20 protein-coding genes are annotated in these 23,567 nt (G+C 69.6%); 9 read left to right on the top strand and 11 right to left on the bottom strand.

Going from position 1 to position 23,567, the window contains the following annotated elements; genetic code table 11:
• Nucleotides 1–112: 112 nt before the first annotated feature.
• The 4 genes from GGR66_RS14765 (at nucleotide 113) to GGR66_RS14750 (ending at nucleotide 5,394) form a co-directional block, all read left to right on the top strand.
• Nucleotides 113–592, top strand: a complete 480-nt coding sequence (locus tag GGR66_RS14765) for an Lrp/AsnC family transcriptional regulator (RefSeq protein WP_184448776.1) — start codon at nucleotides 113–115, stop codon at nucleotides 590–592.
• A 231-nt stretch (nucleotides 593–823) separates the two neighbouring features.
• The gene (locus GGR66_RS14760; RefSeq protein WP_184448775.1) at nucleotides 824–3,025 is read left to right on the top strand and encodes a TonB-dependent siderophore receptor; all 2,202 of its coding nucleotides are present in this window, start codon (nucleotides 824–826) and stop codon (nucleotides 3,023–3,025) included.
• A 132-nt stretch (nucleotides 3,026–3,157) separates the two neighbouring features.
• Nucleotides 3,158–4,030, top strand: a complete 873-nt coding sequence (locus GGR66_RS14755) for a hypothetical protein (protein WP_167088077.1) — start codon at nucleotides 3,158–3,160, stop codon at nucleotides 4,028–4,030.
• Between the two features lie 32 nt (nucleotides 4,031–4,062).
• On the top strand, nucleotides 4,063–5,394 hold the full coding sequence (locus GGR66_RS14750) for an XVIPCD domain-containing protein (protein ID WP_255421711.1): 1,332 nt from the start codon (nucleotides 4,063–4,065) through the stop codon (nucleotides 5,392–5,394).
• Nucleotides 5,395–5,570: 176 nt separating this feature from the next.
• On the opposite strand, the gene GGR66_RS14745 is transcribed toward GGR66_RS14750, so the two are convergent.
• From GGR66_RS14745 to GGR66_RS14725, 5 genes are all read right to left on the bottom strand, one after another.
• Entirely contained in the window at nucleotides 5,571–6,599 is a 1,029-nt protein-coding gene (locus tag GGR66_RS14745; protein WP_184448774.1) for a patatin-like phospholipase family protein, read from the bottom strand.
• A 203-nt stretch (nucleotides 6,600–6,802) separates the two neighbouring features.
• Nucleotides 6,803–7,816 carry a TIGR00266 family protein gene (locus tag GGR66_RS14740; protein ID WP_160968576.1) on the bottom strand — a complete coding sequence of 338 codons (1,014 nt, stop codon included), beginning with the start codon at nucleotides 7,814–7,816 and terminating at the stop codon, nucleotides 6,803–6,805.
• A gap of 256 nt (nucleotides 7,817–8,072) precedes the next feature.
• Nucleotides 8,073–8,903: a phosphatase PAP2 family protein gene (locus tag GGR66_RS14735; RefSeq protein WP_184448773.1), complete on the bottom strand. Its 831-nt coding sequence runs from the start codon at nucleotides 8,901–8,903 to the stop codon at nucleotides 8,073–8,075.
• A 175-nt stretch (nucleotides 8,904–9,078) separates the two neighbouring features.
• On the bottom strand, nucleotides 9,079–9,861 hold the full coding sequence (locus GGR66_RS14730) for a rhomboid family intramembrane serine protease (protein WP_184448772.1): 783 nt from the start codon (nucleotides 9,859–9,861) through the stop codon (nucleotides 9,079–9,081).
• 102 nt (nucleotides 9,862–9,963) lie between these two features.
• The gene (locus tag GGR66_RS14725; RefSeq protein ID WP_184448771.1) at nucleotides 9,964–10,917 is read right to left on the bottom strand and encodes a TerC family protein; all 954 of its coding nucleotides are present in this window, start codon (nucleotides 10,915–10,917) and stop codon (nucleotides 9,964–9,966) included.
• Nucleotides 10,918–11,175: 258 nt separating this feature from the next.
• On the opposite strand from GGR66_RS14725, the gene GGR66_RS14720 reads away from it, so the two are divergent.
• The 3 genes from GGR66_RS14720 (at nucleotide 11,176) to GGR66_RS14710 (ending at nucleotide 14,447) form a co-directional block, all read left to right on the top strand.
• On the top strand, nucleotides 11,176–12,357 hold the full coding sequence (locus GGR66_RS14720) for a class I SAM-dependent rRNA methyltransferase (protein WP_184448770.1): 1,182 nt from the start codon (nucleotides 11,176–11,178) through the stop codon (nucleotides 12,355–12,357).
• An 87-nt stretch (nucleotides 12,358–12,444) separates the two neighbouring features.
• The gene (locus GGR66_RS14715) at nucleotides 12,445–13,602 is read left to right on the top strand and encodes a glycerate kinase (protein WP_184448769.1); all 1,158 of its coding nucleotides are present in this window, start codon (nucleotides 12,445–12,447) and stop codon (nucleotides 13,600–13,602) included.
• Between the two features lie 443 nt (nucleotides 13,603–14,045).
• The gene (locus GGR66_RS14710) at nucleotides 14,046–14,447 is read left to right on the top strand and encodes a DUF2628 domain-containing protein (protein ID WP_184448768.1); all 402 of its coding nucleotides are present in this window, start codon (nucleotides 14,046–14,048) and stop codon (nucleotides 14,445–14,447) included.
• Nucleotides 14,448–14,492: 45 nt separating this feature from the next.
• Here the strand turns inward: GGR66_RS14710 and GGR66_RS14705 are convergent, their stop codons facing one another.
• The 6 genes from GGR66_RS14705 to GGR66_RS14680 form a co-directional block, all read right to left on the bottom strand.
• A complete protein-coding gene (locus tag GGR66_RS14705) occupies nucleotides 14,493–15,221 on the bottom strand; it encodes a DUF6882 domain-containing protein (RefSeq protein ID WP_184448767.1) in 729 nt (242 codons plus the stop codon).
• The gene (locus GGR66_RS14700; protein WP_160968559.1) at nucleotides 15,218–16,663 is read right to left on the bottom strand and encodes an amino acid permease; all 1,446 of its coding nucleotides are present in this window, start codon (nucleotides 16,661–16,663) and stop codon (nucleotides 15,218–15,220) included. The genes GGR66_RS14705 and GGR66_RS14700 overlap by 4 nt, the downstream gene beginning before the upstream one ends.
• 274 nt (nucleotides 16,664–16,937) lie before the next feature.
• Complete coding sequence (locus tag GGR66_RS14695) at nucleotides 16,938–17,558, bottom strand: response regulator (protein WP_184448766.1); 621 nt, start codon at nucleotides 17,556–17,558, stop codon at nucleotides 16,938–16,940.
• A complete protein-coding gene (locus GGR66_RS14690; RefSeq protein ID WP_184448765.1) occupies nucleotides 17,555–18,625 on the bottom strand; it encodes a sensor histidine kinase in 1,071 nt (356 codons plus the stop codon). Before GGR66_RS14690 ends, GGR66_RS14695 begins: the two co-directional genes overlap by 4 nt.
• Nucleotides 18,626–18,670: 45 nt before the next feature.
• Nucleotides 18,671–19,399 (bottom strand): MgtC/SapB family protein, encoded by a 729-nt coding sequence (locus GGR66_RS14685; RefSeq protein ID WP_160968553.1) that lies wholly within the window; start codon nucleotides 19,397–19,399, stop codon nucleotides 18,671–18,673.
• 127 nt (nucleotides 19,400–19,526) lie between these two features.
• Nucleotides 19,527–19,853, bottom strand: coding sequence for a hypothetical protein (locus tag GGR66_RS14680; RefSeq protein ID WP_184448764.1), 327 nt, complete (start codon nucleotides 19,851–19,853; stop codon nucleotides 19,527–19,529).
• A 384-nt stretch (nucleotides 19,854–20,237) separates the two neighbouring features.
• Between GGR66_RS14680 and rmuC the strand changes: the two genes are divergently transcribed.
• Together rmuC and GGR66_RS14670 are read left to right on the top strand one after the other, a co-directional pair.
• Nucleotides 20,238–21,839, top strand: coding sequence for a DNA recombination protein RmuC (rmuC, locus tag GGR66_RS14675; protein ID WP_184448763.1), 1,602 nt, complete (start codon nucleotides 20,238–20,240; stop codon nucleotides 21,837–21,839).
• Nucleotides 21,840–22,245: 406 nt separating this feature from the next.
• Nucleotides 22,246–22,788 (top strand): glutathione peroxidase, encoded by a 543-nt coding sequence (locus tag GGR66_RS14670; protein ID WP_184448762.1) that lies wholly within the window; start codon nucleotides 22,246–22,248, stop codon nucleotides 22,786–22,788.
• Nucleotides 22,789–23,567 lie beyond the last annotated feature (779 nt).

Here is a 23,567-nt window from a genome sequence, read left to right as displayed (position 1 = left end):
AAAGGGATGCCACGATGGTAGGCGCGCAGCCACGCAATGAGCTTGCGAAGTTGCACGGATCCGCGCGCTGCGCGCAAGATTGTTGCGTAGGTTCCATGTTGCAGAGCAATAAATGACCGGAACACCGACCTTCGATCGCACCGACCTGCGCCTGCTCGCCCTGCTGCAGCGGCAGGGCCGCGCCAGCAATGCCGAGCTGGCGGCGCAGGTGAACCTGTCGCCCTCGGCCTGTCTGCGCCGGGTGCAGCGGCTGGAGGCCGAGGGTGTGGTCGTCGGCTACGCCGCGCGGCTGGTGCCGGCGGCGATCGGCCTGGGCCTGCAGGCCTTCGTCCGCGTGCAGCTGGAGAAGCACGGCCAGAGCGGCATCGCCCATTTCGCCGACAGCGTGCAGGGCTGGGACGAGGTCGTCGCCTGCCATGCGCTGACCGGCGACATGGACTACCTGCTGCACGTCTACGTCCGCGATCTGGCGCACTTCTCCGCGTTTCTGCTGGACAAGTTGCTGAACGCCGCTGGCGTCGCCGACGTCAATTCCAGCTTCGTGCTGCGTACCGTCAAGGACTTCGCCGGCCTGCCGTTGCCGCGCGGCTAGCGACCGAACCCGGGTGTGCCACTGCGTGTCGGCGCATGGCAGCCCTTGTTAAGTTGTTGCTAACGATTTACATTTGCGTTCTGCGACGGCCATCCATGGCCACAGCCCCTCCGCCAGCCCTCTTGGGCCAGCCACGCCGGATTCCCCGCCGTGGAGCGCGGCTGCGCCTGTCCTTTCCTCCACCCGCGGCGCGACCGTGTCGCCGCCGCGCCCACCCCGCGAGATCGATCCATGCTTCCCTCCGCTCCACGCCGCCTGCTGTCCCTCGCCGTGCTGTCCGCGCTCTCCGCCGCTTCGGCCCCGTTGTTCGCCGCCGAGGCCGAGGTCGCCGCCGACGTGCAGCCGACCACGCTGGACAAGGTCGAGGTCAGCGGCAGCCCGAGCCGTGCGCAGCCGTCGACGACCACCCGCCTGCCGCTGACGCTGCAGGAGACGCCGCAATCGGTAAGCGTGCTGGGCCAGCAGCGGCTGGAAGAGGAATCGCTGTTCAGCATCAACGACGTGATGCGCAACGTCACCGGCGTCAACGTGTCCTTCTTCGACACCCAGCGTCCGCTGTACTTCGCGCGCGGCTTCCAGATCACCGACTTCCAGGTCGACGGCCTGCCCACCTACAGCGGCTCCACCAACCAGGAATACGACATGGTCTTCTACGACCGCGTCGAGGTGATCCGCGGCGCCAACGGCCTGCTCAGCGGCGCCGGCATTCCCTCGGCCACGGTCAACCTGCTGCGCAAGCGCCCCGGCAAGACCTTCGATGCGTCGTTCGCGGCCTCGCTGGGCACGTGGGACTTCCGCCGCACCCAGGCCGACGTCACCGCGCCGCTGACCGCCGACGGCCGCTTCCGCAGCCGCTTCGTCGCCGCCTGGCAGGACCGCGGCTACTACTACGAACACTACACCGAGCAGAAGATGTCGGGCATGGCGGTGCTGGAAGGCGACCTGACCGACACCACCACGGTCACCGTCGGCTACCAGCGCCAGGACAACGACCCGGTCGGCTCGACCTGGGGCACGGTGCCGTACTTCTTCGCCGACGGCGGCTTCGCCGACCTGCCCAGCTCCACCAACCTGGCGCCGAAGTGGGCGCGCTGGCAGCGCAACACCCGCACCACCTTCGCCAACCTGGAACAGCGCTTCGGCGAGAACTGGCTGCTGAAGGTCAACCTGGCGCGTACCGAGGGCGAGGTCGAAAACCTGCGCGTCTACGGCAGCGGCTATCCCCAACGCGACGGCAGCGGCATCTACCTGCGCGCCGCCGCCGGGCAGACCACCGACACCCGCGACGGCCTGGACGTGTACCTGTCCGGCAGCTTCCCGCTGTTCGGCCGCGACCACGATGTGGTCGTCGGCGGCAGCTGGCAGGACCTGCAGTCGAACACGCCGACCCTGGCGCTGCGCTATCCGGGCGACTGGACCACCTGCGGCCGCGAGCGCTGCTACTACATCCCCAACGTCTACGACTGGCAGGGCGATGTGGGCCAGATCACCACGGCCCGCACCGGTGCGCGGCGCGAGGCGCGCACCACCCAGCGCGGCGTGTACGCCTCGACCCGGCTGCGCCTGGCCGAGCCGCTGTCGCTGATCGCCGGCGCGCGCCTGAGTTCCTGGCAGACCCGCACCCAGGCCTTCGCCGCCGACGGCAGCTACACCGGCACCAGCGGCCGCTACCGGGTCAGCGACGAGGTCACGCCCTACGTCGGCCTGGTCTACGACATCACCCCGGCCATCTCCACCTACGCCAGCTACACCGAGATCTTCAATCCGCAGAACTACAAGGACAAGGACAACAACCTGCTGGCGCCGGTGCAGGGTTCCAACCTGGAAGCCGGCATCAAGGCGCAGCTGGCCGACGGCCGAGGGCTATTCAGCGCCGCGGTGTTCGAGGCCAAGCAGGACAACTACGCGGTGCGCGACATGACCCAGCCCGAAGCCTCGCTGCCCGACGGTAGCTCGGCCTACATCGGCGTCGACGGCACCAAGAGCCGTGGCTGGGAACTGGAGTACAACGGCGAATTGCGCCCGGGCTGGACGCTCAATGCCGGCTACACCCACGCCAAGGTCACCCGCGCGCCCACCGACGCGATCTACGCCAACCTGCCGGAGGACTATCTGCAGCTGTCCACCCAGGTGCGCCTGCCCGGCGCCTGGCAGCGCCTGAGCCTGGGCGGCGGCGTGAGCTGGCAGAGCGCGGTGCGCGGCTACAACATCCAGCGTCCGGTCGGCGACGGCAGCGCCGCCACGCGCCCGGTCACCGTGGTGCAGGATCCCTACGCGCTGGTGCATTTCAATGCCAACTACCAGCTCAGCACGCAGTGGACCGCGACCCTGGCGGTGACCAACGCGCTGAACAAGAAGTACTGGGCCAACCTGGACTACCAGAACTACGGCGAACCGCGCTTCGTCAGCTTTACGTTGCGCTGGCGGTACTGAGCGCCGGCGCATGGCGGGCAAGGACGCCCGTCGCACAGCCTGATATGGCTGCGGCGGTGGCCGCTGTGGCGATGCGTGCCGATGGCCGGCACCGCGCGTCTATACTGCCGCCGCCATTATCGGAGGATGCAGATGCGACCCGCCACGCGCTTGGCCCAGTGCTTGTTGCTTGCCGGCATCCTGCCCCTGGCGGGGTGCGCCCAGTCTGGCTCTGCCGACACGCCGGCGTCCACCTCCACCAATGCCCAGGGCTGCGTGCGAAAGCGCCAGCTCGGCCCACAGGATCCGTTCAAGACGCCGCCGCCACTGATGGAGGCATGCCTGGGTCCGTACAAGCTACGCATTCCGGCCAACTACTTCGGCGACCAGATGGGGCCGAACTTCGACGACAGTTTCGGCCTGTACCTGGAATACCCGTCGCTGCAGCCGTTCGCGCCGGGCGAACGCACGCATCTGCGCCTGGATGTGTCGACGCGGACGGTCGATATCGGGTATCACTATCTGGATCGGGTGAATGTCCATGAGGCGCTACGCAGGCGCTATACAGGCTATTCCGCAGACAAGGACAATCCGGCAGAGCATCTGGAAAGCCGTCTCGAACAAAGACCGGTGTATGGGCTGACCCCCTACTATGCGGACCTGCCGAAAGTGTTTGCCTACTACCAGGCAAAGGGATACCAGGCGTCGGCGCCCGTGTTCAAAGCGGAGGAACACGACGATTGGTATGTCGAACGGGATGCGGATGGCGAAATCCGTACCTTCATCAACTGTACCTCGCATGTGGTCGCCGAAACCGGTGTCGAGTATCGAGACGGCAAGCTGGTGCGCAGCAAGGACGCCGAACTTCCAGAGTGCCATCATATCTTCGCGCTTCCCGAGATCAGTACGCTCGTGGAGGTGCGCTACGTGCGCGCCGCATTGCCGGACTGGAAACGAATAGAGGATGCAGCCCGCAGCTATCTAGATAAGTTCATGGTGACACGGGATAAGACGCAGAACAGGTAGTTCTGCAGGCGTAGGGCAAAGGAGCTCTGGAAATGAATGGTCTGGACAAGCGCGATATCGAGGTTCTCGGTTACTACGCCGGGCAGGGGAATCGGGAGCTTTACTGGAACTACCTTGCAAACAAGCAAGGCAACGATGGCTATGGGTTGCTCGCGCTCGGCGTAGTCCGTAACGATAACGCGCCAGGCGCCACCGCAAACGCGTTCGCCGAAAGCCAGGCACGCAGCGATGGCGTCGCAATGAGCGAACGGCAGTGGAACGAATTCGGCGTGGATCTGATGAAGCGCGACTTCGAGAGTCGGCGAAGCTACTTTGACAATGACCAGCCCGCACAAGCACTGAATCTTCCAGTCAAGGACGTCGAAGCCGTCCACGACGCCACCTTTCAGAAGCACCACATCAATCCCAACGGCTGGACGCCACGCGAGCTGCTCGACGCCGCGCGCCGCCATGGCGGTGAGCCCGAGGCGGAAAAGGTCTGGTCGATGATGCTCGACAACTCCGCGCTGGGCCTGGATCGTGCAGGCGCCACGTTGAACGACGTACGCAAGTACGACGACGCGCAACTCGATGTGGTGTCCTACACCACACGCATGACCGCCGCGCGCCTACTCGCGCACGAAGCGCGGCCGATCACCGATCCGGACCGGATCGGTGCACAGAGCTTCTATTACGAGCGCGATGCGCGAACCGGGCAGTGGACCAATTGGGTGTCCGGTGGCGAGCAGACCATCGCCCAGCCGGTGCGCGACCCGCAGCAGATCCGGGAACTCGACGAGACCCGTGCGCTGCGCCTGGAGCGCCAGCAATTGCGCGAGCAGTTCCATCCCGAGGATCCGTATCGCCACCAGCCGATCCTGCGCAGCCCGCAGACGCTGGCCGAGGCCGATCCGGTCCAGGCGGGTCCGGCGGTCGCGCAGGCCGCGCACATGTCCGATCCCACCGAGCCGGGCCATCCGCGCCATGCGCTGTACCAGCAGTGTGCCGCCGGCACCCAGGCGCTGGACCGGCAGTTGGGACGCAGCCCCGATGCGGACAGCGCCTGCATGGCGGCCAGCGTCACCGACCTGGCCGCACGCAACGGTCTGCAGCGAGTGGATCACGTGCTGTTGAGCGAGCAAGGGCGCACGGCGCAGCCGGGCGAGCGGGTGTTCGTCGTGCAGGGCGATCCGAAGGATCCGGCGCACGTGCGCGCCCACATGTCCACCGAAGAAGCGATCCGCACGCCGGTAGCGCAGTCCTTTGAGCGGCTTGCCGAGTTCGATCGGCAGCAGGCGTTGGTCCAGGCGCAGCAAGTCGCGATGCAGCAGGATGTACACCAGCAGGACGCGCAGCGGCAGAGTGCGGCGGTGCCGCGGATCTGAGCGAAGCGAACCCTGTGGCGCTGCGATCAGGTCCGCAGCGCGGTTGGCTGAAGGTACCTGTGGCCTCGACATGAGCCCCAGGTTGGATGAGCCGGCGAGGGGCGTTCGTGTAGAGGCCCCTGGCGCCCGGACCCTCACCCCCGGCCCCTCTCCCGGTGGGAGAGGGGAGCGAAGCCTCAGTCCTTCGGCTTGCAGGGATCGTCGCGGCGCAGCAGGCGGCCCAGGCGCGATGGCGGTTCGCACGGTGGTGGCGCCGGTTGCGCGGCCTTTGCCGCCGCGGCTGCGGCGGCCGCGTGCTGCTGCTGCAGTTGCGCCAGCTTGGCCTTGATCTGCGGCATCGCCGCCAGTGCGGCCTTCTCGCCTTCCAGGATCGCGGCGTTGCGCTGGGCGAAGTCGGCCGCGCCGATGTCGTTGACCTTGGGCCGGATCACGATGTCGGCACGGCCCAGTTCCTGCTGGCCCAGGCGCTGGCCCATGATCGCGATCGACTGGTTGACGGTGCCGAGCATGCTGCCTGGATTCTTGCCGCTGGCCTTGCTGGAGATGTCCACGGCGATGACGAAGTCGGCGCCGAGCTGGCGCGCCGCGTCCACCGGTACCGGGCTGACCACGCCGCCGTCCACGTAGTGGAACTTGCCGATGGCCACCGGCTCGAACACGCCGGGAATGCTGCTGGACGCGCGCACCGCCTGGCCGGCGTTGCCGCGCACGAACACGGTGCGCTCGCCGTCTTCCAGGCGGGTGGCGACCGCGGCGAACGGCTTGGCTAGCTTCTCGATCGGCTTGCCCTTGAGCTGCGCGTTGACATAGTCCTGCAGCGCCTGGCCCTGCACCAGGCCGCCGGAGAACAGGCGCATGTCGCGGATGCTGCTCTCGTCCAGCGCCACCGCCGCCTGCTGCATCTGGAACGCGTCCATGCCGCTGGCGTACAGCGCGCCGACCACGCTGCCGGCACTGGTGCCGGACACCACCGTCGGCTCCAGGCCGTTGGCCTGCAGCATCTTGATCACGCCGATGTGGGCGAAACCCTTGGCCGCGCCGCCGCCCAGGGCGATGCCGATGCGCAGCGGCTTGGCCGCTGGCGACGGGGCCGGTCCGTTCACCACCGGGGCCGGCGGCGCCGGCTTGGGTTCGCCGCCGCAGGCGGCAAGCAGGCCGAACAGGGACAGGGACAGCAACAGGCGCGGGGAACGGAACACGGTCATGGAAGCGTCGCGGACAGGAGGAAGGAGCCGGCGCGAGCATAGCCGCATCCTCCTGCACCGCCCACGACCGGAGGTCATGCCCGGGTGCTTCTTGCGCTTCAGCGGAGGTGTGGGCGCCTGTGCTCCTGATGCTGCGAGGCGCTTCGCGCCCGTACCCTCACCCCAACCCCTCTCCCGGGGGGAGAGGGGCTAAGTGTGCCGCCTCAGAAGTTGTTGTCGCCGTCCAGGATCCGGCCGAAGCCGCCCAGCACCGAGCCTTCGCCGCGGTTCTGCCCGCCGCCTTGCGGCGCGGCGGCGAACATGCGCCCGGCCAGGCGCGAGAACGGCAGCGATTGCAGCCATACCTTGCCGGGGCCGGTCAGGGTGGCCAGGAACATGCCTTCGCCGCCGAAGAACATGCTCTTGATGCCGCTGACCGGGCGCACGTCCATGTCCACCGAGGAGTGGAACGCGACCACGCAGCCGGTGTCCACGTCCAGCCGCTCGCCGGCAGCCAGCTCGCGCTCGATCACGCAGCCGCCGGCGTGCACGAACACCCAGCCGTCGCCCTCGAGCTTCTGCATGATGAAACCTTCGCCGCCGAACAGGCCGGTCATGATCTTGCGTTGGAAGTGGATGCCCAGCGACACCCCGCGCGCGCCGGCCAGGAAGCTGTCCTTCTGGCAGATCAGGCGGCCGCCGTGCTGGTCCAGCTTCATCGCCAGCACCGTGCCGGGGTAGGGCGCGGCGAAGGCGACCTTGGCCTTGCCCTGGCCCTGGTGGGTGAACACGGTGGTGAACAGGCTCTCGCCGGTGACCAGGCGTTTGCCCGCCGACAACAGCTTGCCCATCAGGCCGCTCTGGTTGCCGCCGGAGCCGTCGCCGAACACGGTGTCCATCTGCACCGCCGCGTCCTTGAACATCAGTGCGCCGGCCTCGGCCACCGCGCTCTCGCCCGGGTCCAGCTCGATCTCCACGAACTGCATCTCGTGGCCGACGATGCGGTAGTCGATCTCGTCGGCGCGGCCGCCCGCGGCCGGCGGCGGCGGCAGGCCCGGCGGCAGGAATGCCGCGCCGCCCTGCAGCGCGGCGATCTGCGCCACCGGGAGCCAGCCGCTCTGGCCCTGGCACCAGGCCAGCGCCGTGGGGTTGTTGCGGGCGAAGGCGACTGCGTCGGCATCGTCGAACGGGCCGGAGCGGGTCTGTTCGCTGCCGGTCAGGAAGTACCACTGGGTCATGGGTGCAGGTCCTTGGCGGGTAGTGGCGGCGAGTCTAGCCTGCCGTCCCGGACCGTTCGCATCTGTCCAAAGGCAGGGGGCCGCAGCGGCGCGGCGCAGGCAGCGTGGCTCCGCGCAGGCAGCGCCCGGTGGCCGCTGCGGGCGCAGGCGTGGGGCAAGCGTCACCTCGACGCGGTGGCCGGATGCACACGCTGCCTGTCAGGCGGATCGTCCATGGATGCGTCTTCGGCGCGCGGGCGCGCACCGATAGGCGTTGCTACAGCGCGCTGGCCGGGCGCACCTGCAGGACGTCGGCCTCCGCGGCGCAGTCGCTGGCCGGCGCGCGCCCGGCCGCGCGCGCGGCGGCGATCTCGCCGCGTGCCGCGGCCAGGTCGGCGCGGAAGTCCGGGTCGTCGTGCAGCCGCGCCACCGTGGCTGCGCCCATGAAGCGGCCGGCGAGCACGTCGCTTTGCCAGTGCACGTTGCACACCAGCCGGCTCTCGCCGTAGTTGCGGCCGCGCGCGATCAGCGCATCGGCGCGTTCGGGCGCGATCTCGCTCAGGATCAGCGCCCAGGCCCAGCCGATGGCGCTGTGTCCCGACGGATAGGAGCCGCTCTGGCGCAGGTCGTCGAGATCGCCCGGGGTGCACACCGCCTGCTGGTTGCGCAGGAACGGCCGCGCGCGCTGGTATTGGCGCTTGGCCGCCTTGGTGGCGGCGCTGGCGTCGATGCGGCTGCGCTCCAGTAGGGTGTACAGGTGCGGGGTGTGCTGCGCATCGATCGCCACGCCCAGCGCGCAGGCGAACTGGCCGGCGCCGTTCGGGAAGCTCAGATCGGCATCGCGCGCGGCCTGCTGCCAGCGCGCGCTGCCGCGCAGGGCCAGCGCCTCGCGGTTGACCCCCAGGTCCAGCGCCTCGCCTGGCGAGCCGGCCGCCGGCGGCGCCGGCAGTAGCTGCAGGCTGTCCGGGACCGCGGTGGCCGGCAGATAGCCCACGGCCTTGTCCGCTGCAGGCGATGGCGCACGCAGCGCGGGGCCGCTGCACGCGGCCAGGGCGAGCGCCAGCACGGTAGCGGCGAAGCGGACACGACAGGCGGGCGACACGGGCATGCGAACTCGGACAGCGACGGCGGACCGGTCAGTGTACGGCGCGTGGCGGGGCGAGCGTCGCCTGCGACGGTGTCCTTCGCTGGACGCGCTTTGCTGTAGGAGCGGCTTCAGCCGCGACCGGGTTCCACGCGGCAAGTCCGGTCGCGGCTGAAGCCGCTCCTATGCATTGTCATGCTCATCCCCCGTCACGCTCCTCGCGCGGCGGGAAGCGCAGCACCACTCCGCGCGAAGCCTGCGGCGGTTGCCACAGCACCGGCACCTGGGTCGGGGGCGGCGGTTCCAGTTCGTCGTCGGCGACGAGGATCTCGTCCGCGTCGTCCTCGTCCTCCCAGCTGTAGCGCTTGCGTGGCGGCAGCGGATCGCGATGGCGCAGCAGCAGCGCGGCGACCACGCCGCCCACCGCACCGCCCAGGTGCGATTGCCACGACACCCCGTCCTCGTGCGGCAATACCGTCACCAGCATGCCGCCGTAGAACAGGAAGGCGATCATGCTGGCGGCGATCGCGGCGCGGTCGCGGCGCAGCAACGCGAGCACGAACACCAGGAACAGCAGGCCGTGGGCGACGCCGCTGGCGCCCAGGTGATGGCTGCCGGGGTCGCCGAGCCACCAGGCGCCCAGGCCCGACCCCAGCCACAGCAAGGGCAGCCCGGCCAGGGTGGCGCGCGGATACACGCTGCCGGCCAGGGTGCCCAGGATCAGCAGCGCGCCGGCGTTGGCCCCCAGGTGCTCCGGCGAGCCGTGCAGCAGCGGCGCGGTGAGCACGCCGAGCAGGCCGGCGGCCGTGTGCGGCGCGACCGCCCAGGGCCGCCAGTCGAACAGGCCCTGGCTGGCGAACACCGCCACCAGTACCGCCACAAAGGCCAGGCTGGCATTGAACGCACGCAGGATCCGCGCGCGGTCGAAGCGGCCCTGCGCATCGGACTCGGGCGCGGGCGAGGGGAGCGAAGAGGTGTCCATGCTCCCTGGATGGCGGCGCCCGGCCTGCAAGGCAAGGCGCCGCCGATGGGAGGGACTGGCCGCAGCCGCGGGACAATCCGCGGCCGCGGCGCCAGCGCCGGGTCAGTGCGCCGGCTTGGCCGGGCGCAGCAGGCTCAGCACGATGGTCGCGCCGATCACCACCGCCACCGCCAGCAACGACACCAGCACCGGGATCTTGTACAGGTCGATGATCAGCATCTTGGTGCCGATGAACACCAGCACGATCGCCAGGCCGTAGGGCAGCAGGTGGAAGCGGTCGGCCATGCCCGCCAGCAGGAAGAACATCGCGCGCAAGCCCAGCACCGCGAACACGTTGGAGGTCAGCACGATGAACGGGTCGGTGGTGATCGCGAAGATCGCCGGGATGCTGTCCACCGCGAAGATCACGTCGGTGATCGCGATCAGCATCAGCACCGCGAACAGCGGAGTGAACCAGCGCTTGCCTTCCTGGGTCACGCTCAGCGCGTTGCCGTGGTACTGCGGGGTCAGGCGCAGATGCTTGCGCATGAAGCGCAGCACCGGGTTGGCTTCCAGGTCAGGCTCCTTGCCCGCCGAGAACCACATCTTGATGCCGGTCAGCAGCAGGAACGCGCCGAACACGTACAGCAGCCAGTGGAACTTGGTCAGCAGCACCGAGCCGGCGAAGATCATCACCGCGCGCAGCACGATCGCGCCGAGTACGCCGATCACCAGCACGCGCTGGCGCTGCTCCTCCGGCACCGCGAAGTAGCTCATGATCATCAGGAACACGAAGATGTTGTCGACCGCCAGCGACTTCTCGACCAGGTAGCCGGTCAGGAACTCAAGCCCCAGACGGTTGCCCGCGGCCACGTCGATGGTCTCGCGCAGGTACCACCACAGGCCGCCATTGAACGCCAGCGCCAGCGCGATCCAGCCGATGCTCCACCACAGCGCTTCCTTGAAGGTGACCTTGTGCGGACCGCCGTGGCGCATCAGCACCAGGTCCGCCAGCAGCGCCACGACCACCACGATCGCGAAACCGCCCCACAACCACACGTTGCCTATCGTTTCCATTGGGAATTTTCCGTCAGTGAACAGGGAACCTCGGGGCCGCGGTGGCGGAGGCGTTCCGGACGGAGACGACGGATGTCGTCCAGAGGGTGCCTTCGCCACTGCGGCGAAGGTCTCGCTCGCAGCCGATGAACCGGCTGCCGTTGCACCGGAGCCCGCGGGCTCGAATTGACGGCGACAACGTCGGGAGCTACTCCCCTTCTGCGCGCATTCTTGCCGCTGCCGGCGGTGCCGTCAATCGGGGCGGCTACAATGGCATTCATGAATAGTCCCCTGCCCGTTGTCCGCCTCAAGAACGCCTGGCGCTCCAGCCACCCTTGGATCTTCCAGAAACTGGTCGAAAAACCCGCCGCCAAGCCCAAGCCGGGCGCGCTGGTGGACGTGGTCGGGGTGGACGGTGAGTGGATCGGCCGCGGCTTCTACAACGGCCACTCGCGCATCGCCGTGCGCATCCTCGAGACCAATCCTGACATCGCCGTCGACGAGTCCTGGTTCGCGCGCAAGATCGCCGAGGCGGTGTCGCTGCGCCGTGACGTGCTCAAGCTGGACGCGGTCAGCGATGCCTGGCGCGTGGTGCATGCCGAGGGCGACGGCCTGTCCGGGCTGGTGGTGGACCGCTACGGCGACCTGCTGGTGGTGGAGTTCTTCAGCGCCGGCATGTTCCGCCACCGCGAGTGGATCTACGCCGCGCTGCGCGCGCAATTCCCCGGCGCGCGCTTCTACAGCTTCGCCGAAGAGCACGTGCAGAAGCAGGAGAGCTTCGATTACCGGCCCGTCTCCAGCAGCGGCGAGCGCCCGGAGCCGGCGATCATCAGCGAATACGGCGTGCGCTTCCGCGCCGATCCGGCCGGCGCGCACAAGACCGGTTTCTTCGCCGACCAGCGCGAGAACCGCCAGTGGCTGAGCCAGCAGGTCGAGGGCAAGCGCGTGCTCGACCTGTGCTGCAACACCGGCGGCTTCGCGGTCTACGCCAAGGTCCGCGGCGCCACCGAGGTGGTCGGCGTGGACATCGACGAGGACGTGATCGAGATCGCCAAGGGCAACGCCCGCCTCAACGACGTGCGGCCCAAGTTCGTGCAGGCCGACATCTTCCCGTACCTGCGCGATGCCGCCGCGCGCGGCGACCGGTACGACGTGGTGATCCTGGACCCGGCCAAGATGACCCGCGACCGCGATCAGGTGATCCCGGCGCTGAAGAAATACCTGGACATGAACAAGCTGGCGCTGGGCGTGGTCGCGCCGGGCGGGCTGTTCGCCACCTTCTCCTGCACCGGCCTGGTCGCCGAGCACGAGTTCCTGGACATGCTGCGCCGCGCCGCCTATTTCTCCGGCCGCACCATCCAGATCCTGAAGGTGGCCGGCGCCGGCGCCGACCACCCGTTCATGGCCCACGTGCAGGAATCGCGCTACCTCAAGGCGGTGTTCTGCCGCGTGCTGGACTAGCGCGCGGCGCATGTGCCGGGCCGAGCGGCGGTTCCTGCGCAGCGCACCGGTGCGGGTGCGCGCGACGCTGACGACCGCGCGCCGCGCATGAAAATCGTCATCGCCCCGGACGCGTTCAAGGAAAGCCTGTCCGCGGCGCAGGCGGCCGCGCAGATCGCGACCGGCTTCCGCAGCGTGTTCCCGGAGGCGCAGTACGTGCTGCTGCCGTTCGCCGACGGCGGCGAGGGCACCGTGGACGCGCTGGTCGCCGGCGGCGGTGGACGCCGGGTCGCCTGTACGGTGACCGGTCCGCTGGGCACGCCGGTCGCGGCGCAGTTCGGCCTCAGCGAGGATGGCGGCACCGCGTTGATCGAGATGGCGGCGGCCAGCGGGCTGATGCTGGTGCCGCCGCCGCAGCGCGATCCGCGCCTGACCGGCACCCGCGGTGTCGGCGAACTGATCCTGGCCGCCCTGGATGCCGGCGCGCGCCGGCTGCTGATCGGCATCGGCGGCAGCGCCAGCAACGATGGCGGCGCCGGCATGGTGCAGGCGCTGGGCGTGCGCCTGCTGGACGCGCATGGCCGCGACCTTGCGGCTGGCGGCGCGGCGCTGGGTGCGCTGGCGCGCATCGAGATGGGAGGGCTGGACCCGCGGCTGCGCGACTGCACCATCGAAGTCGCCTGCGATGTCGACAACCCGCTGACCGGGCCGACCGGCGCCTCGGCGGTGTTCGGGCCGCAGAAGGGCGCGACGCCGGCGATGGTCGCCCAGCTCGACGCCGGGCTGCTGCACTACGCCGCGGCGATCGAACGCACCCTGGGCGTGGCGATGGCGCAGCTGCCCGGGGCCGGCGCGGGCGGCGGTATCGGCGCGGCCCTGGTCGCCTTTCTCGGCGCGCGCCTGCGGCCGGGCGTGGAGATCGTCGCGCAGGCACTGGGCCTGGAAGCGCACCTGGACGGCGCCGACCTGCTGGTCACCGGCGAGGGCCGTCTGGACGGGCAGAGCGCGCAGGGCAAGGTCCCGGTCGGCCTCGCCCGCATCGCCCGGCGCCATGGCGTGCCGGTGCTGGCCATCGCCGGCGGCCTGGGCGAGGGCGCGGCGGACCTGCATGCGCAGGGGATCGACGCGCTGTTCGGCGCGGTGCAGCGGGTGGCCACGCGCGAGGCCGCCCTGGCCGACGCCTCGGATGCGCTACGTCAGGCGGCGCGCAACGTGGCCGCGGCGATCGCGCTGGGCCAGCGCTTGGGCGGCTCCCGGGCGCAATAGCGGCCTGCGCAATAGGCTCGGCTTGGCGGCGCGCTGGAATCCGCGGCGTTGGCTCGCGGTACGTCAGCCCCTGTGGGAGGGACTTCAGTCCCGACCCGATGACCGGTGATTGCCGCAGGGCCCCCGCGCGGCTGTTGCCCCGCGCGTCGCGGCTGAAGCGCTCCCACACGTGGGTCCCCGCCAGCGGATGCATCACGCGCGGGCAAGCCTTGTGGGAGGTTCAGTCCCGACGCGATGACAGGCGGCGGCCCAATGCGCGCAGAGAAGCAGGTCCCCGGGCCAGGCATGGCAGCGCCAGCCCGCTATTGCCAATCCCGAATCCCGAATCCCGAATCCCGGGCAATCGTGCCTGCACCAAACTGGTGCTCCAGTCCGCGCCCATTTGGCGCGCGCTGCCCCGTTCAGGTAAACTGAAAACGTTTACAACACGGATGCTCATAACCATGGAAACGCCCAATCTCCCGCAACGCGCCCCGCTCAGCCCGAAGTGGCAGTTCCGCTTCGATTTCTTCGATCGTTACGGCGGACCGTCCACGCCCGAGTACAAGGCCGCGTTCAAGGCGCTGCCGTTCATGGAACGGCTGAAGATCAACATGAATTTCTTCGCGCTGTTCTTCGGCTTCATCTACTTCTTCATCCTCGGCATGTGGCGCAAGGCGCTGGGACTGATCTGCATCTCGCTGGCGGTGGGCATCATCGCGGCGTTCCTGCCCGACGCAGTCGGTCGCGGCCTGGGATTCGCCTACTCGGTGCTGGTCGGCATGGCCGCCAACTACGCCTATTACCTCGACCAGCGCAAGGGCAGCGTCAGCTGGAACCCGTTCGAAGGCGTGCGTTGGTGGTAATGGCCGGGCGCGGCGGCGCGCAGGTGCGATGCGCCGCCGCCGCGTTCAGCGCTTGCGTTTCCAGAACTGCCAGGCCGGTACCGGCGTTGGCGTGACCACGGCGGTGGCCGGCGGCGGGGCCAGCTGGCCTTGCACGCGGGTCAGCCGTGCCTGCGCATCGAACTCCAGCACGATGCGGGTGTTGCCGCGGGTCGCCACGGTCTGCGCGGCGTCGCGTTGCAGCGCATAGCCCTGATCGCCGAGCAGGCCTTCGCTCATGACGCGGTGGTTGAGCGTGAACTGCATCGGCAGTTCCCCGAGCAGGCGTAGCACGCGGGCGTCGTCGCAAGGCGCGAACACCGTGGCCGGCACGTCCTCGAGCAGGAAGAACAGCGCGCCGCCATCGTACGGCGCGCGGTAGTAGCAGCGCCCGCGCAGGGCGCCGGCAAGCAGGGCGATGTGGTGGCCGCCGTCCTCGTCCAGCGCCGAGGACGGCGTGGCCAGTTCTTCGATGCCTTCGCGCTCGCCGTGCATGCGCAGCGCTTGCGCTTCGGTCAGCAAGGCCGGCGGCAGGTTGCTGGCGGTATTGGCCCAGGCCCACAGCCAGCTGGCGCTGGCCTCGGCGGCGGTGCCCAGCAGCTGCATCGGAAACGACAGATCCTCGCCGAAGCGCACCCGGCCGTCGCCCAGGTCCACGCGCCAGTCGCGCTCGCCCAGCACGTCGGCCAGCGCCTGCTGGCGGGCGTAGGCGCTGCCGATGTGCTGTGCCAGCGCCGCCTGGAAGGCCGGACTCATCGCGGCGTCTGCGGCGCGCGCTGCAGCAGGCTGTTGCGGCGGCCGTACAGCAGGTAGGCGACCACGCCCAGCGCGTTCCACAGTGCGAACCAGATCTGCGTGGTATGCGGCAGGCTCCAGAACAGGTACAGGCAGCCGCCGATCGCCAGCGGCCCGACCACCCACGCCAGCGGCGTGCGGAAGGTGCGGGTGCGGCCGGGTTCGCGGCGGCGCAGGACCAGCATGCACGCGGCCACCGCGATGAAGGCGGCCAGGGTACCGGCATTGGCCAGTGCGGCGATCTCGTCCAGCCGCGCCACGCCGGCCAGCGCCGCCACCAGCGCCGCGGTGAACAGGGTGGTGGCCACCGGCGTGCCGGTGCGTGCGTTGACCTTGGACAGTCCGCGCGGCAGCAGGCCGTCGCGCGACATCACGAAGAAGATCCGGCTCTGCCCGTATAGGAACGCCAGCAGCACCGTGGGCAGCGCGATCACCGCCACCACGCCGATCGCCGCCGCCGCCTTGCCGTGACCGAGCTCGCGCAGGATCAGCGCCAGCGGCTCGGCGCTGGCGCCGAACACGTCGTAGCGCATCGCGCCGACCGCGGCCAGCGCCACCAGGATGTAGATCAGGGTGCAGCCGATCATCGAGCCGACGATGCCGATCGCCAGGTCGCGCTTGGGGTTCTTGGTTTCCTCGGCGGCGGTGGAAATCGCATCGAAGCCGTAGAAGGCGAAGAAGATGATCGCCGCCGCCGCCATCACCCCGTGCGCGGCGCCATCGGCGCCGACCGTCTTGGGGAAGCCGTAGGGCATGAACGGATGCAGGTTGGCGCTGTTGAACGCCGGCAGCGCCACCGCCACGAAGATGCCCAGCGCGATCAGCTTCAACACCACCAGCACCGCGTTGAGCGTGGCGCTCTCCTTGGTGCCGGCCATCAGCAGGCCGGCCACGGCGAAGGTGATCAGCACCGCCGGCAGGTTGACGATGCCGCCGGCGTGCGGCCCGGCGGTCAGCGCCGCCGGCAGGTTCAGGTCCATGCCGGTCTGCGCGCTGGCCCAGTGCAGGAAGCCGACGAAGTAGCCGGACCAGCCCACCGCCACCGTGCTGACCACCAGCGAGTACTCCAGGATCAGGCTCCAGCCCACCACCCAGGCGATCGCCTCGCCCAGCGCGACGTAGCTGTAGGTGTAGGCGCTGCCGGCGGCGGGCATCATCGTCGCCATCTCCGCATAGGCCAGCGCCGCGCAGGCGCAGATCGCCCCGGCCACTGCGAACGACACCAGCACCGCCGGACCGGCCAGCTGCGCGCCGACGCCGATCAGGGTGTAGATGCCGGTGCCGACGATCGCGCCGATGCCCAGCGCCACCAGATGCGGCCAGCTCAGCGACGGCACCAGCCGGCGGCCGGCCTCGTGGACGGTGACCAGGTCGAGCGACTTGCGCCGGAACAGGAACGACATGCGGGCCTCGGGTGCTGGAATGACAAGCCCGGCAGTGTCGCCGAATGCGGTGCAGCAAAGCTATGCCTGCGGCGCGGCGCTCGTGCGGGTCGCGGCCAGCCCAGCGAAGCGCGCGTTCGGCGATATCGAGCCGAGACCGCTCTCTCGTAGGAGCGGCTTCAGCCGCGACGAGCGTTCCCGATGACGCCCGTCGCGGCTGAAGCCGTTTCTATGAAATACCGGTGCGTCAGAACGTGTTGCGCCGCGCGCGGCAACCGTGGGTTCTTGCAACCGACTACCGCCCCAACCGCTCCGCCAGTCGCACCAGCTCGGCCAGCGAGCCGACCTCCAGCTTGCGCATCGCATTGCCGCGGCGCACCTTCACCGTGATCTCGCTGAGCTGCAGCCGCGCTGCCACCTGCTTGTTCAACAGGCCCTGCACCACCAGCTCCACCACCTCGCGTTCGCCGCCACTGAGTCGCGCCCAGCGCGCCTGCAGTTCCGCCTGCGCCGCATCGGCGGCGCGCCGCGCGCGGTCGCGGGCGATGCCCTGGCCGATCGCGTCGAGCAGGTCCTGGTCGCGGAACGGCTTGGTCAGGAACTCGATGGCACCGTTCTTCATCGCCTCCACGCTCATCGGGATGTCGCCGTGGCCGGTGATGAAGATGGTCGGCAGCGCCAGCCCGGCCTCGTGCATGTTGCGGTGGAAATCCATGCCGCTCTGCCCGGGCATGCGGATGTCCAGTACCAGGCAGCTCGGCGCATCGGCGCGCGGATGCGCCAGGAAGTCGCGGGTCGAGGCGAAGGCGTGCACCTGCAGGTCCACCGAGGCGAACAGGTCTTCCAGGGCGGCGCGGATCGAGGCGTCGTCGTCGATCAGGTACACCACCGGGCGCGCGGTCGCGTCGGCGTTCATGACTTGGCTCCGCCGGCGGTGGGCAGGCACACGCAGAACACCGCGCCGCGCGGCCGCCCGGGTTCGGCCCAGATCCGCCCGCCGCCGGCCTCGACGATGCTGCGGCTGATGCTCAGGCCGATGCCGATGCCGCCCTGCTTGGTGGTCCAGAACGCATCGAACAGATGCGCCTGCGCCTGCGCGGACAGGCCTTCGCCGCTGTCGGCCACGCTCAGCCGGACCGAGCGCGTGTCCTCGCGCGCGGTGACGATGCGTAGCGTGCGCTGCGCCGGCGGCGTGGCGGCCATCGCTTCGATCGCGTTGAGCAACAGATTGCCGATCACCTGCTGGATCTGCACTGGGTCGGCCGACACCGGCGGCAGCAGCGCCGACAGCTCGGTGTGCACGCTGACCGCGCTGCGTTCCAGTTCGCCCTGCGACAGCGCCAGGACTTCGTTCACCGCGGCGTTGAGATCGAAGACGCGCTGCTGCGGCGCTTCGCCCCGGGTCAGGCTGCGCACCCGCGCGATCACCTCGCCGGCGCGTTCGGCGTCGGCGAGGATGCGCGCCAGCGCCGCGCGCGCCTTGTCCAGGTTCGGCGGCTGCTGGTCGAGCCAGCGCTGGCAGGCGTTGCCGCTGGTGACGATGGCCGCCAGCGGCTGGTTGACCTCATGCGCGATCGACGCGGTCAGGCTGCCCAGGCTGCGCACCCGCGCCAGCCGCAGCAACTGCGCCTGCGCCGCGTGCGCGGCGGCCTTGGCGCGCTCCATGCGCACCGCGATGGAGGCGGTCACCGCCACCACCACGATGCTGATCGCCGAGTTGATCACGCCCACGTGATAGGCCCCGGCGTGGGTGAGATGGAAGCTGAGCACCACCAGCACCACGCAGATGCCGGCCAGCACGCCCAGCCCGGCCGGCGCCAGCAACCGCACCGCGCCCAGGATCGCCACGGTGTAGAACAGCGCCGCGGCCACCGCGTAGTCGGTGACCGTGTCGGCGACGAAGATCGCGCCCAGCGCCAGGCCCAGCGCGGTCAGGCCGAGCAGGCGGCGGTGCGGTGGCAGCGGCTTGAACCAGACGATCATCGGCGGCGCAGGGTGAGGGAGGACGCGGGGAGGGACATGGCCGGCTCAGCCTTCGACGCCGGCGTTCCAGAACGCCTGTTGTACACCGGGTTCGCCCTCCAGGCGCTGCACCACCGCATCCAGTTCCTCGGCGCGCACCGCGGTGGCGTACAGGGTGGCGGCGATCTCCACGTCCTTCTGTCCGAACGGATGCTGCTCGACTTCGCGCGCCGGGTAATGCGCTTCCTCCAGCAGCTCGATCAGGCGCTCGCGCACGTCGCCGTGCACCTCGCGCGCGCAGATCGCGTAGAACATGTAGGTGGCTTCCAGCGAGGATTCCTTCAGCGGATGCCGGTTGATCCGGTTCACCATCGGTCGCAGCAGGGTATTGCTGAGCAGCACGAACATGGCCGCCAGCACCGCCTCGGCGACCAGCCCGGCACCGGCGCAGGCGCCGACCGCGCCCGATCCCCACAGCGTGGCCGCAGTGTTGAGCCCGGTGACGTTGGCGCCTTCCTTCATGATCGCGCCGGCGCCGAGGAAGCCGATGCCGGAGACGACGTAGGCCACCACCTGCACCGCGCCCTGGGTGCCACCGTGGATTTCGAACAGGCGGTCGCCGAGCGAGACGAAGATCGCCGCGCCGACCGCGACCAGGGTGTTGGTGCGCAGCCCGGCGGTGCGCTGGCGCACCTGGCGCTCGAAGCCGATGATCGCGCCGAGCACGAAGGCGGCGGTCAGGCTCACCAGGGTGTCGAGCAGCGAGCCGAGATTGAACAGGCGCAGTGCTTCCATCAGGGCGCGTTCCGGTAGGCGAGGGGAGCGATCATGGCGGCTCCAGGAAAGGGAGTGAGCGGATGCAGGGGAGCGCATGATGCCGGGGCAAGATGGCATCCAACACCGCGGCTCAGGCGCGCGCGGCTCAGCGCACCCCGGGCCACCACGCGAGCGCGACATGCAGCCAGTGTGCAGCCGGGGCGCTGGCCCCGGCCTCGTGCAGGCGCCGCTGCGCCGCATGCGGCAGGCGCGCGCGGACGCGGATGCGGTCTGCGACCGGCAGCTGCGACAGCGCGTCGGCCATCACCCGCGGCGATTGTGCGGACAGCGCCAGGGCGAAGGCGCGGGGGCCGTGGGCGGCGAGCAGATGCCGCAGCGCCTCGGTGCGGCGCATGGCGACCGCGGCGCGCAGCGCGCGCTGCAGGCCGCGCTGCAGACGGAAACGGCGGGAAAACAGCGAGAACGCGAACATGACGACCTCCTTGCGGCGCGTGGCCGGCAAGGACGTCGCGGCGTGCGGGCGGCGGGCGTCTTCCGGCTCAGCGCCAGGCAGCGACCAGGCGGGGGGAATGGCAGTGGAATGCGGCGCTGACGCCGCGTCGATGCGGATCGGGGTCCATGCTCGCCTCCGGTGTCAGGGGAACGGATCGCGCGGTACGCGACGGTCTGGCGCGGCCTGATGCCGCGGCGCCGCCCACTGGCCGGGCCAGGAGCGGGTGGCGCAAAGCTTGGCATGGGGCATCTGGGCGCACCAGCCTGCATGAGGCCATGGCGGCGATACCAAGGTATATCCCGGCCCCGTCCGCCTACCGGCGCGTGGCGCAGCGACTGAGACGCGGCCGGCTACACTGGCCGCATGCAAAACGATGCCCATTTCCTGATCCTCGCCGGCCTGTTGTGCGCCGTCATCGTCCTGTTGCTGGCCGTGCTGCTGCGGCGGAGCAACCACGCCGCGCTGGAGGCGGCCCTGCGCGATGAGCAGCGCAGCGGCCGCGGCGAACTGCGCGAGCAACTCGACAGCCTCGCCCGCCAGCAGGACGCGCGCAGCGAAGGCTTCGCCCGCAACCTGGCGGATCTTTCCACCCGCACCGACCAGCGCCTGGACCTGCTGCGCGAAGCGCTGACCGAGGACGCACGGCGTGGCCGGGTCGAGGCCGGCGCCGCGCAGCAGCGCATGGCCGAACTGCTGAGCCAGCGCCTGGTCGAGATCCGCGGCCAGCTGGATGCCTTCGGCCAGCAGCAGGACGCGCGCATGGCCCAGTTCGGCCAGCAGCAGGCCGAACTGATCGCGCGCATCGACGCGCAACTGGGCGCGTTGCGCGAGGCCCTGCTCGAGGACACGCGCAAGGGCCGCCAGGAAGGCGCGGACGCGCAGCAGCGCTTCGCCGACGCGCTCGGCCAGCGCCTGAGCGAGTTGGTCCAGCGCAACGAGCAGCGCCTGGGTGAGATGCGCGGCACCCTGGAAGAGCGGCTGAAGGAGCTGCAGGCCGATAACGCGGCCAAGCTCGAGCAGATGCGCGGCACCGTCGACGAGAAGCTGCAGACCACCCTCAACACGCGCCTGGACGCCTCGTTCAAGCTGGTCTCCGAACGGCTCGAGCAGGTCCAGCGAGGACTGGGCGAGATGCAGCAGCTCGCCACCGGTGTCGGCGACCTCAAGCGCGTCCTGAGCAACGTCAAGAACCGCGGCGGCTGGGGCGAGGTGCAGCTGGAGAACATCCTTGAGCAGACCCTGACCCAGGAGCAGTACGCACGCGGCGTGCGGGTGCGCCCGGAGCGCAACGAGATGGTCGATTTCGCCGTGCGCCTGCCCGGCCGCGGCCACGAGGACACGCCGGTATGGCTGCCGATCGACGCCAAGTTCCCGCGCGAGGACTACGAGCGCCTGCTCGACGCGCAGGAGCAGGGCGATCCGGAGCTGGTGCAGGCGATGGGCGTGCAGCTGGAGCGCGCGATCCGGGTGCAGGCCAAGTCGATCGGCGACAAGTACATCGCCCCGCCGCACACCACCGACTTCGCGGTGATGTTCCTGCCCACCGAGGGCCTGTACGCCGAGACCCTGCGCCGCCCCGGCCTGGCCGACCTGCTGCAGCGCGAACACCGCATCGTCGTCGCCGGACCGACCACGATCACCGCCCTGCTCAACAGCCTGCAGATGGGCTTTCGCACCCTGGCCATCGAGAAGCGGTCCAGCGAGGTATGGGGCGTGCTGGCGGCGGTCAAGAGCGAGTTCGGCAAGTTCGCCGGCATCCTGGAGAAGGCCGAGAAGCAGATCAGCACCGTCGGCAAGAGCCTGGGCGAGGCCAGCCGCAAGACCCGCACCATCGAACGCCGCCTGCGCGGCGTCGAGACCCTGGCCGACGCGCAGGCCGCGCCGCTGCTGGACCTGTCGCTGCCGCTGGACGATGCCGAGGCCGACACCGACGTGGAGGAGTCGTCGCGCGACGAGCAGGGGTGAGGGCCGCGCGTTGCGCGGCCGGTATCGGGCATTCGGGATTGGGGATGATCAGTCATTCTGCTGCTGACAGGCCGGGGATTCGCGGAGCCAGCACTGCGCGCCTTGATGGTGCTCGCGCCGACCAGGGAGGCTTTCCGGCAGGCTAAGCGTCGCCGGCGCGGGTGCAGCCAGCGTCGCGCAGACGCATCGAAGCGTGTCGCAGAGCGCGCGGCATGTGGGAGACGCATCCTGGGCCTGCGCTGTCGCGACGCGAACGTCTGCCGCGTGCGCGTTGCCACCCCTACCACGCCGCCAGAGGCAGGCACGCATCCGGCTGTCGGCGGGCTGAGCGGAGGGCGGGCGATGCCCTGTCGGCGGTATCGGCAGCGACTATGCTGGCGCTCCCTTTCGACCGAGGTAATGCCCCATGTCCGAGTCGCTGACCGCCATCCCGCTGACCCGCATCGACGGCCAGCCGGCCACCCTCGCCGAGTTCGCCGGCAAGGTGTTGCTGATCGTCAACGTCGCCTCCAAGTGCGGCCTCACCGCGCAGTACGCCGGCCTGGAAGCGCTGTACCGCGAGAAGCAGGCCGCGGGACTGGAAGTGCTCGGTTTCCCCGCCAACGATTTCAAGGGCCAGGAGCCGGGCAGCGAGGCGGAGATCCAGCAGTTCTGCCAGCTCACCTACGACGTCACCTTCCCGATGTTCGCCAAGATCGCCGTCACCGGCGAGGACACGCATCCGCTGTACCGCGCGCTGATCGCCGCGCAGCCGCAGACCGAGGGCGAGGGCCCGATGCGCGAGAAGCTGGCCGGCTACGGTATCGAGCCGAATCCGGCGCCGGGCGTGCTGTGGAACTTCGAGAAGTTCCTGATCGGCCGCGACGGCGAGGTGCTGGGCCGCTTCGCCCCGGACGTCACCGCCGAGGATCCGCGCCTGCGCGCGGCGATCGACGCGGCGCTGGGGTAATGGCGCGCTGCGTTCGACACCGAGAGGCGCCTCCTGTGAGCTGGACGCGTCGTTCGGGCTTGCAGATCGGTGTTGACCGAGCCGAGACGTTGTCGGTGCTCTTGTGATTTTCGGCGTCGTCTATCGCGGCTGAAGCTGAGGGCTTCGCTCCGCACCCTCACCCCAACCCCTCTCCCGAGGGGAGAGGGGCTAGCATTCCATGCGAGGCTTGCAGCTCCATGCTTGCCGCTGCCGCTGCCGCTGCCGCTGCCGCTGCTGTTGCTGTTGCTGTTGCTGTTGCTTTGGCCTTGGCTGTTGCTTTTGACTTGCCGGTTCCCTTCCGTAGCGGCGGCCATCGCGGGGAAAAACCCGAAGGGCGGCGTACATGGATGTACGCCGTCCGCGGCAGGGGCAGGATGCCCCTTCCGCGGATCCCCGTGATGGACGCGGACCCGGAGCGCGCAGCGCGGAGGGCGCGAAGGCAGGGCGCGCTTTCTTTTGGTTACTTTTCTTTGCGCGAGCAAAGAAAAGTAACTCGCCCGCAAGGGCGAAAGCTTTGCTTCTGCTGTTGTCGTTGATGTGGTTGCTGCGTTTGGAAGCTTGAAAGCAACAACAAAGGCTTTCGCCTGGCGGCGAGTCACTTTTCTTTGCTTGTGCAAAGAAAAGTAACCAAAAGAAGCGCTTCACCACAGCCGAAGGCTGGTCAAGCACACCCCGCAGCGCGCCCTCCGCGCTACGCGCTCCGGGTTCGCAGCCACGACGGGCATTTTTCGACGGCACATCCATGTGCCGGCGAAAAA

This window comes from Xanthomonas sp. 3498, assembly GCF_014199795.1.
Lineage (GTDB): Bacteria > Pseudomonadota > Gammaproteobacteria > Xanthomonadales > Xanthomonadaceae > Xanthomonas_A > Xanthomonas_A rydalmerensis.
The sequence above is the reverse complement of the archived record's forward strand: the minus strand, read 5'-3'. Positions and strand labels throughout refer to the sequence as shown.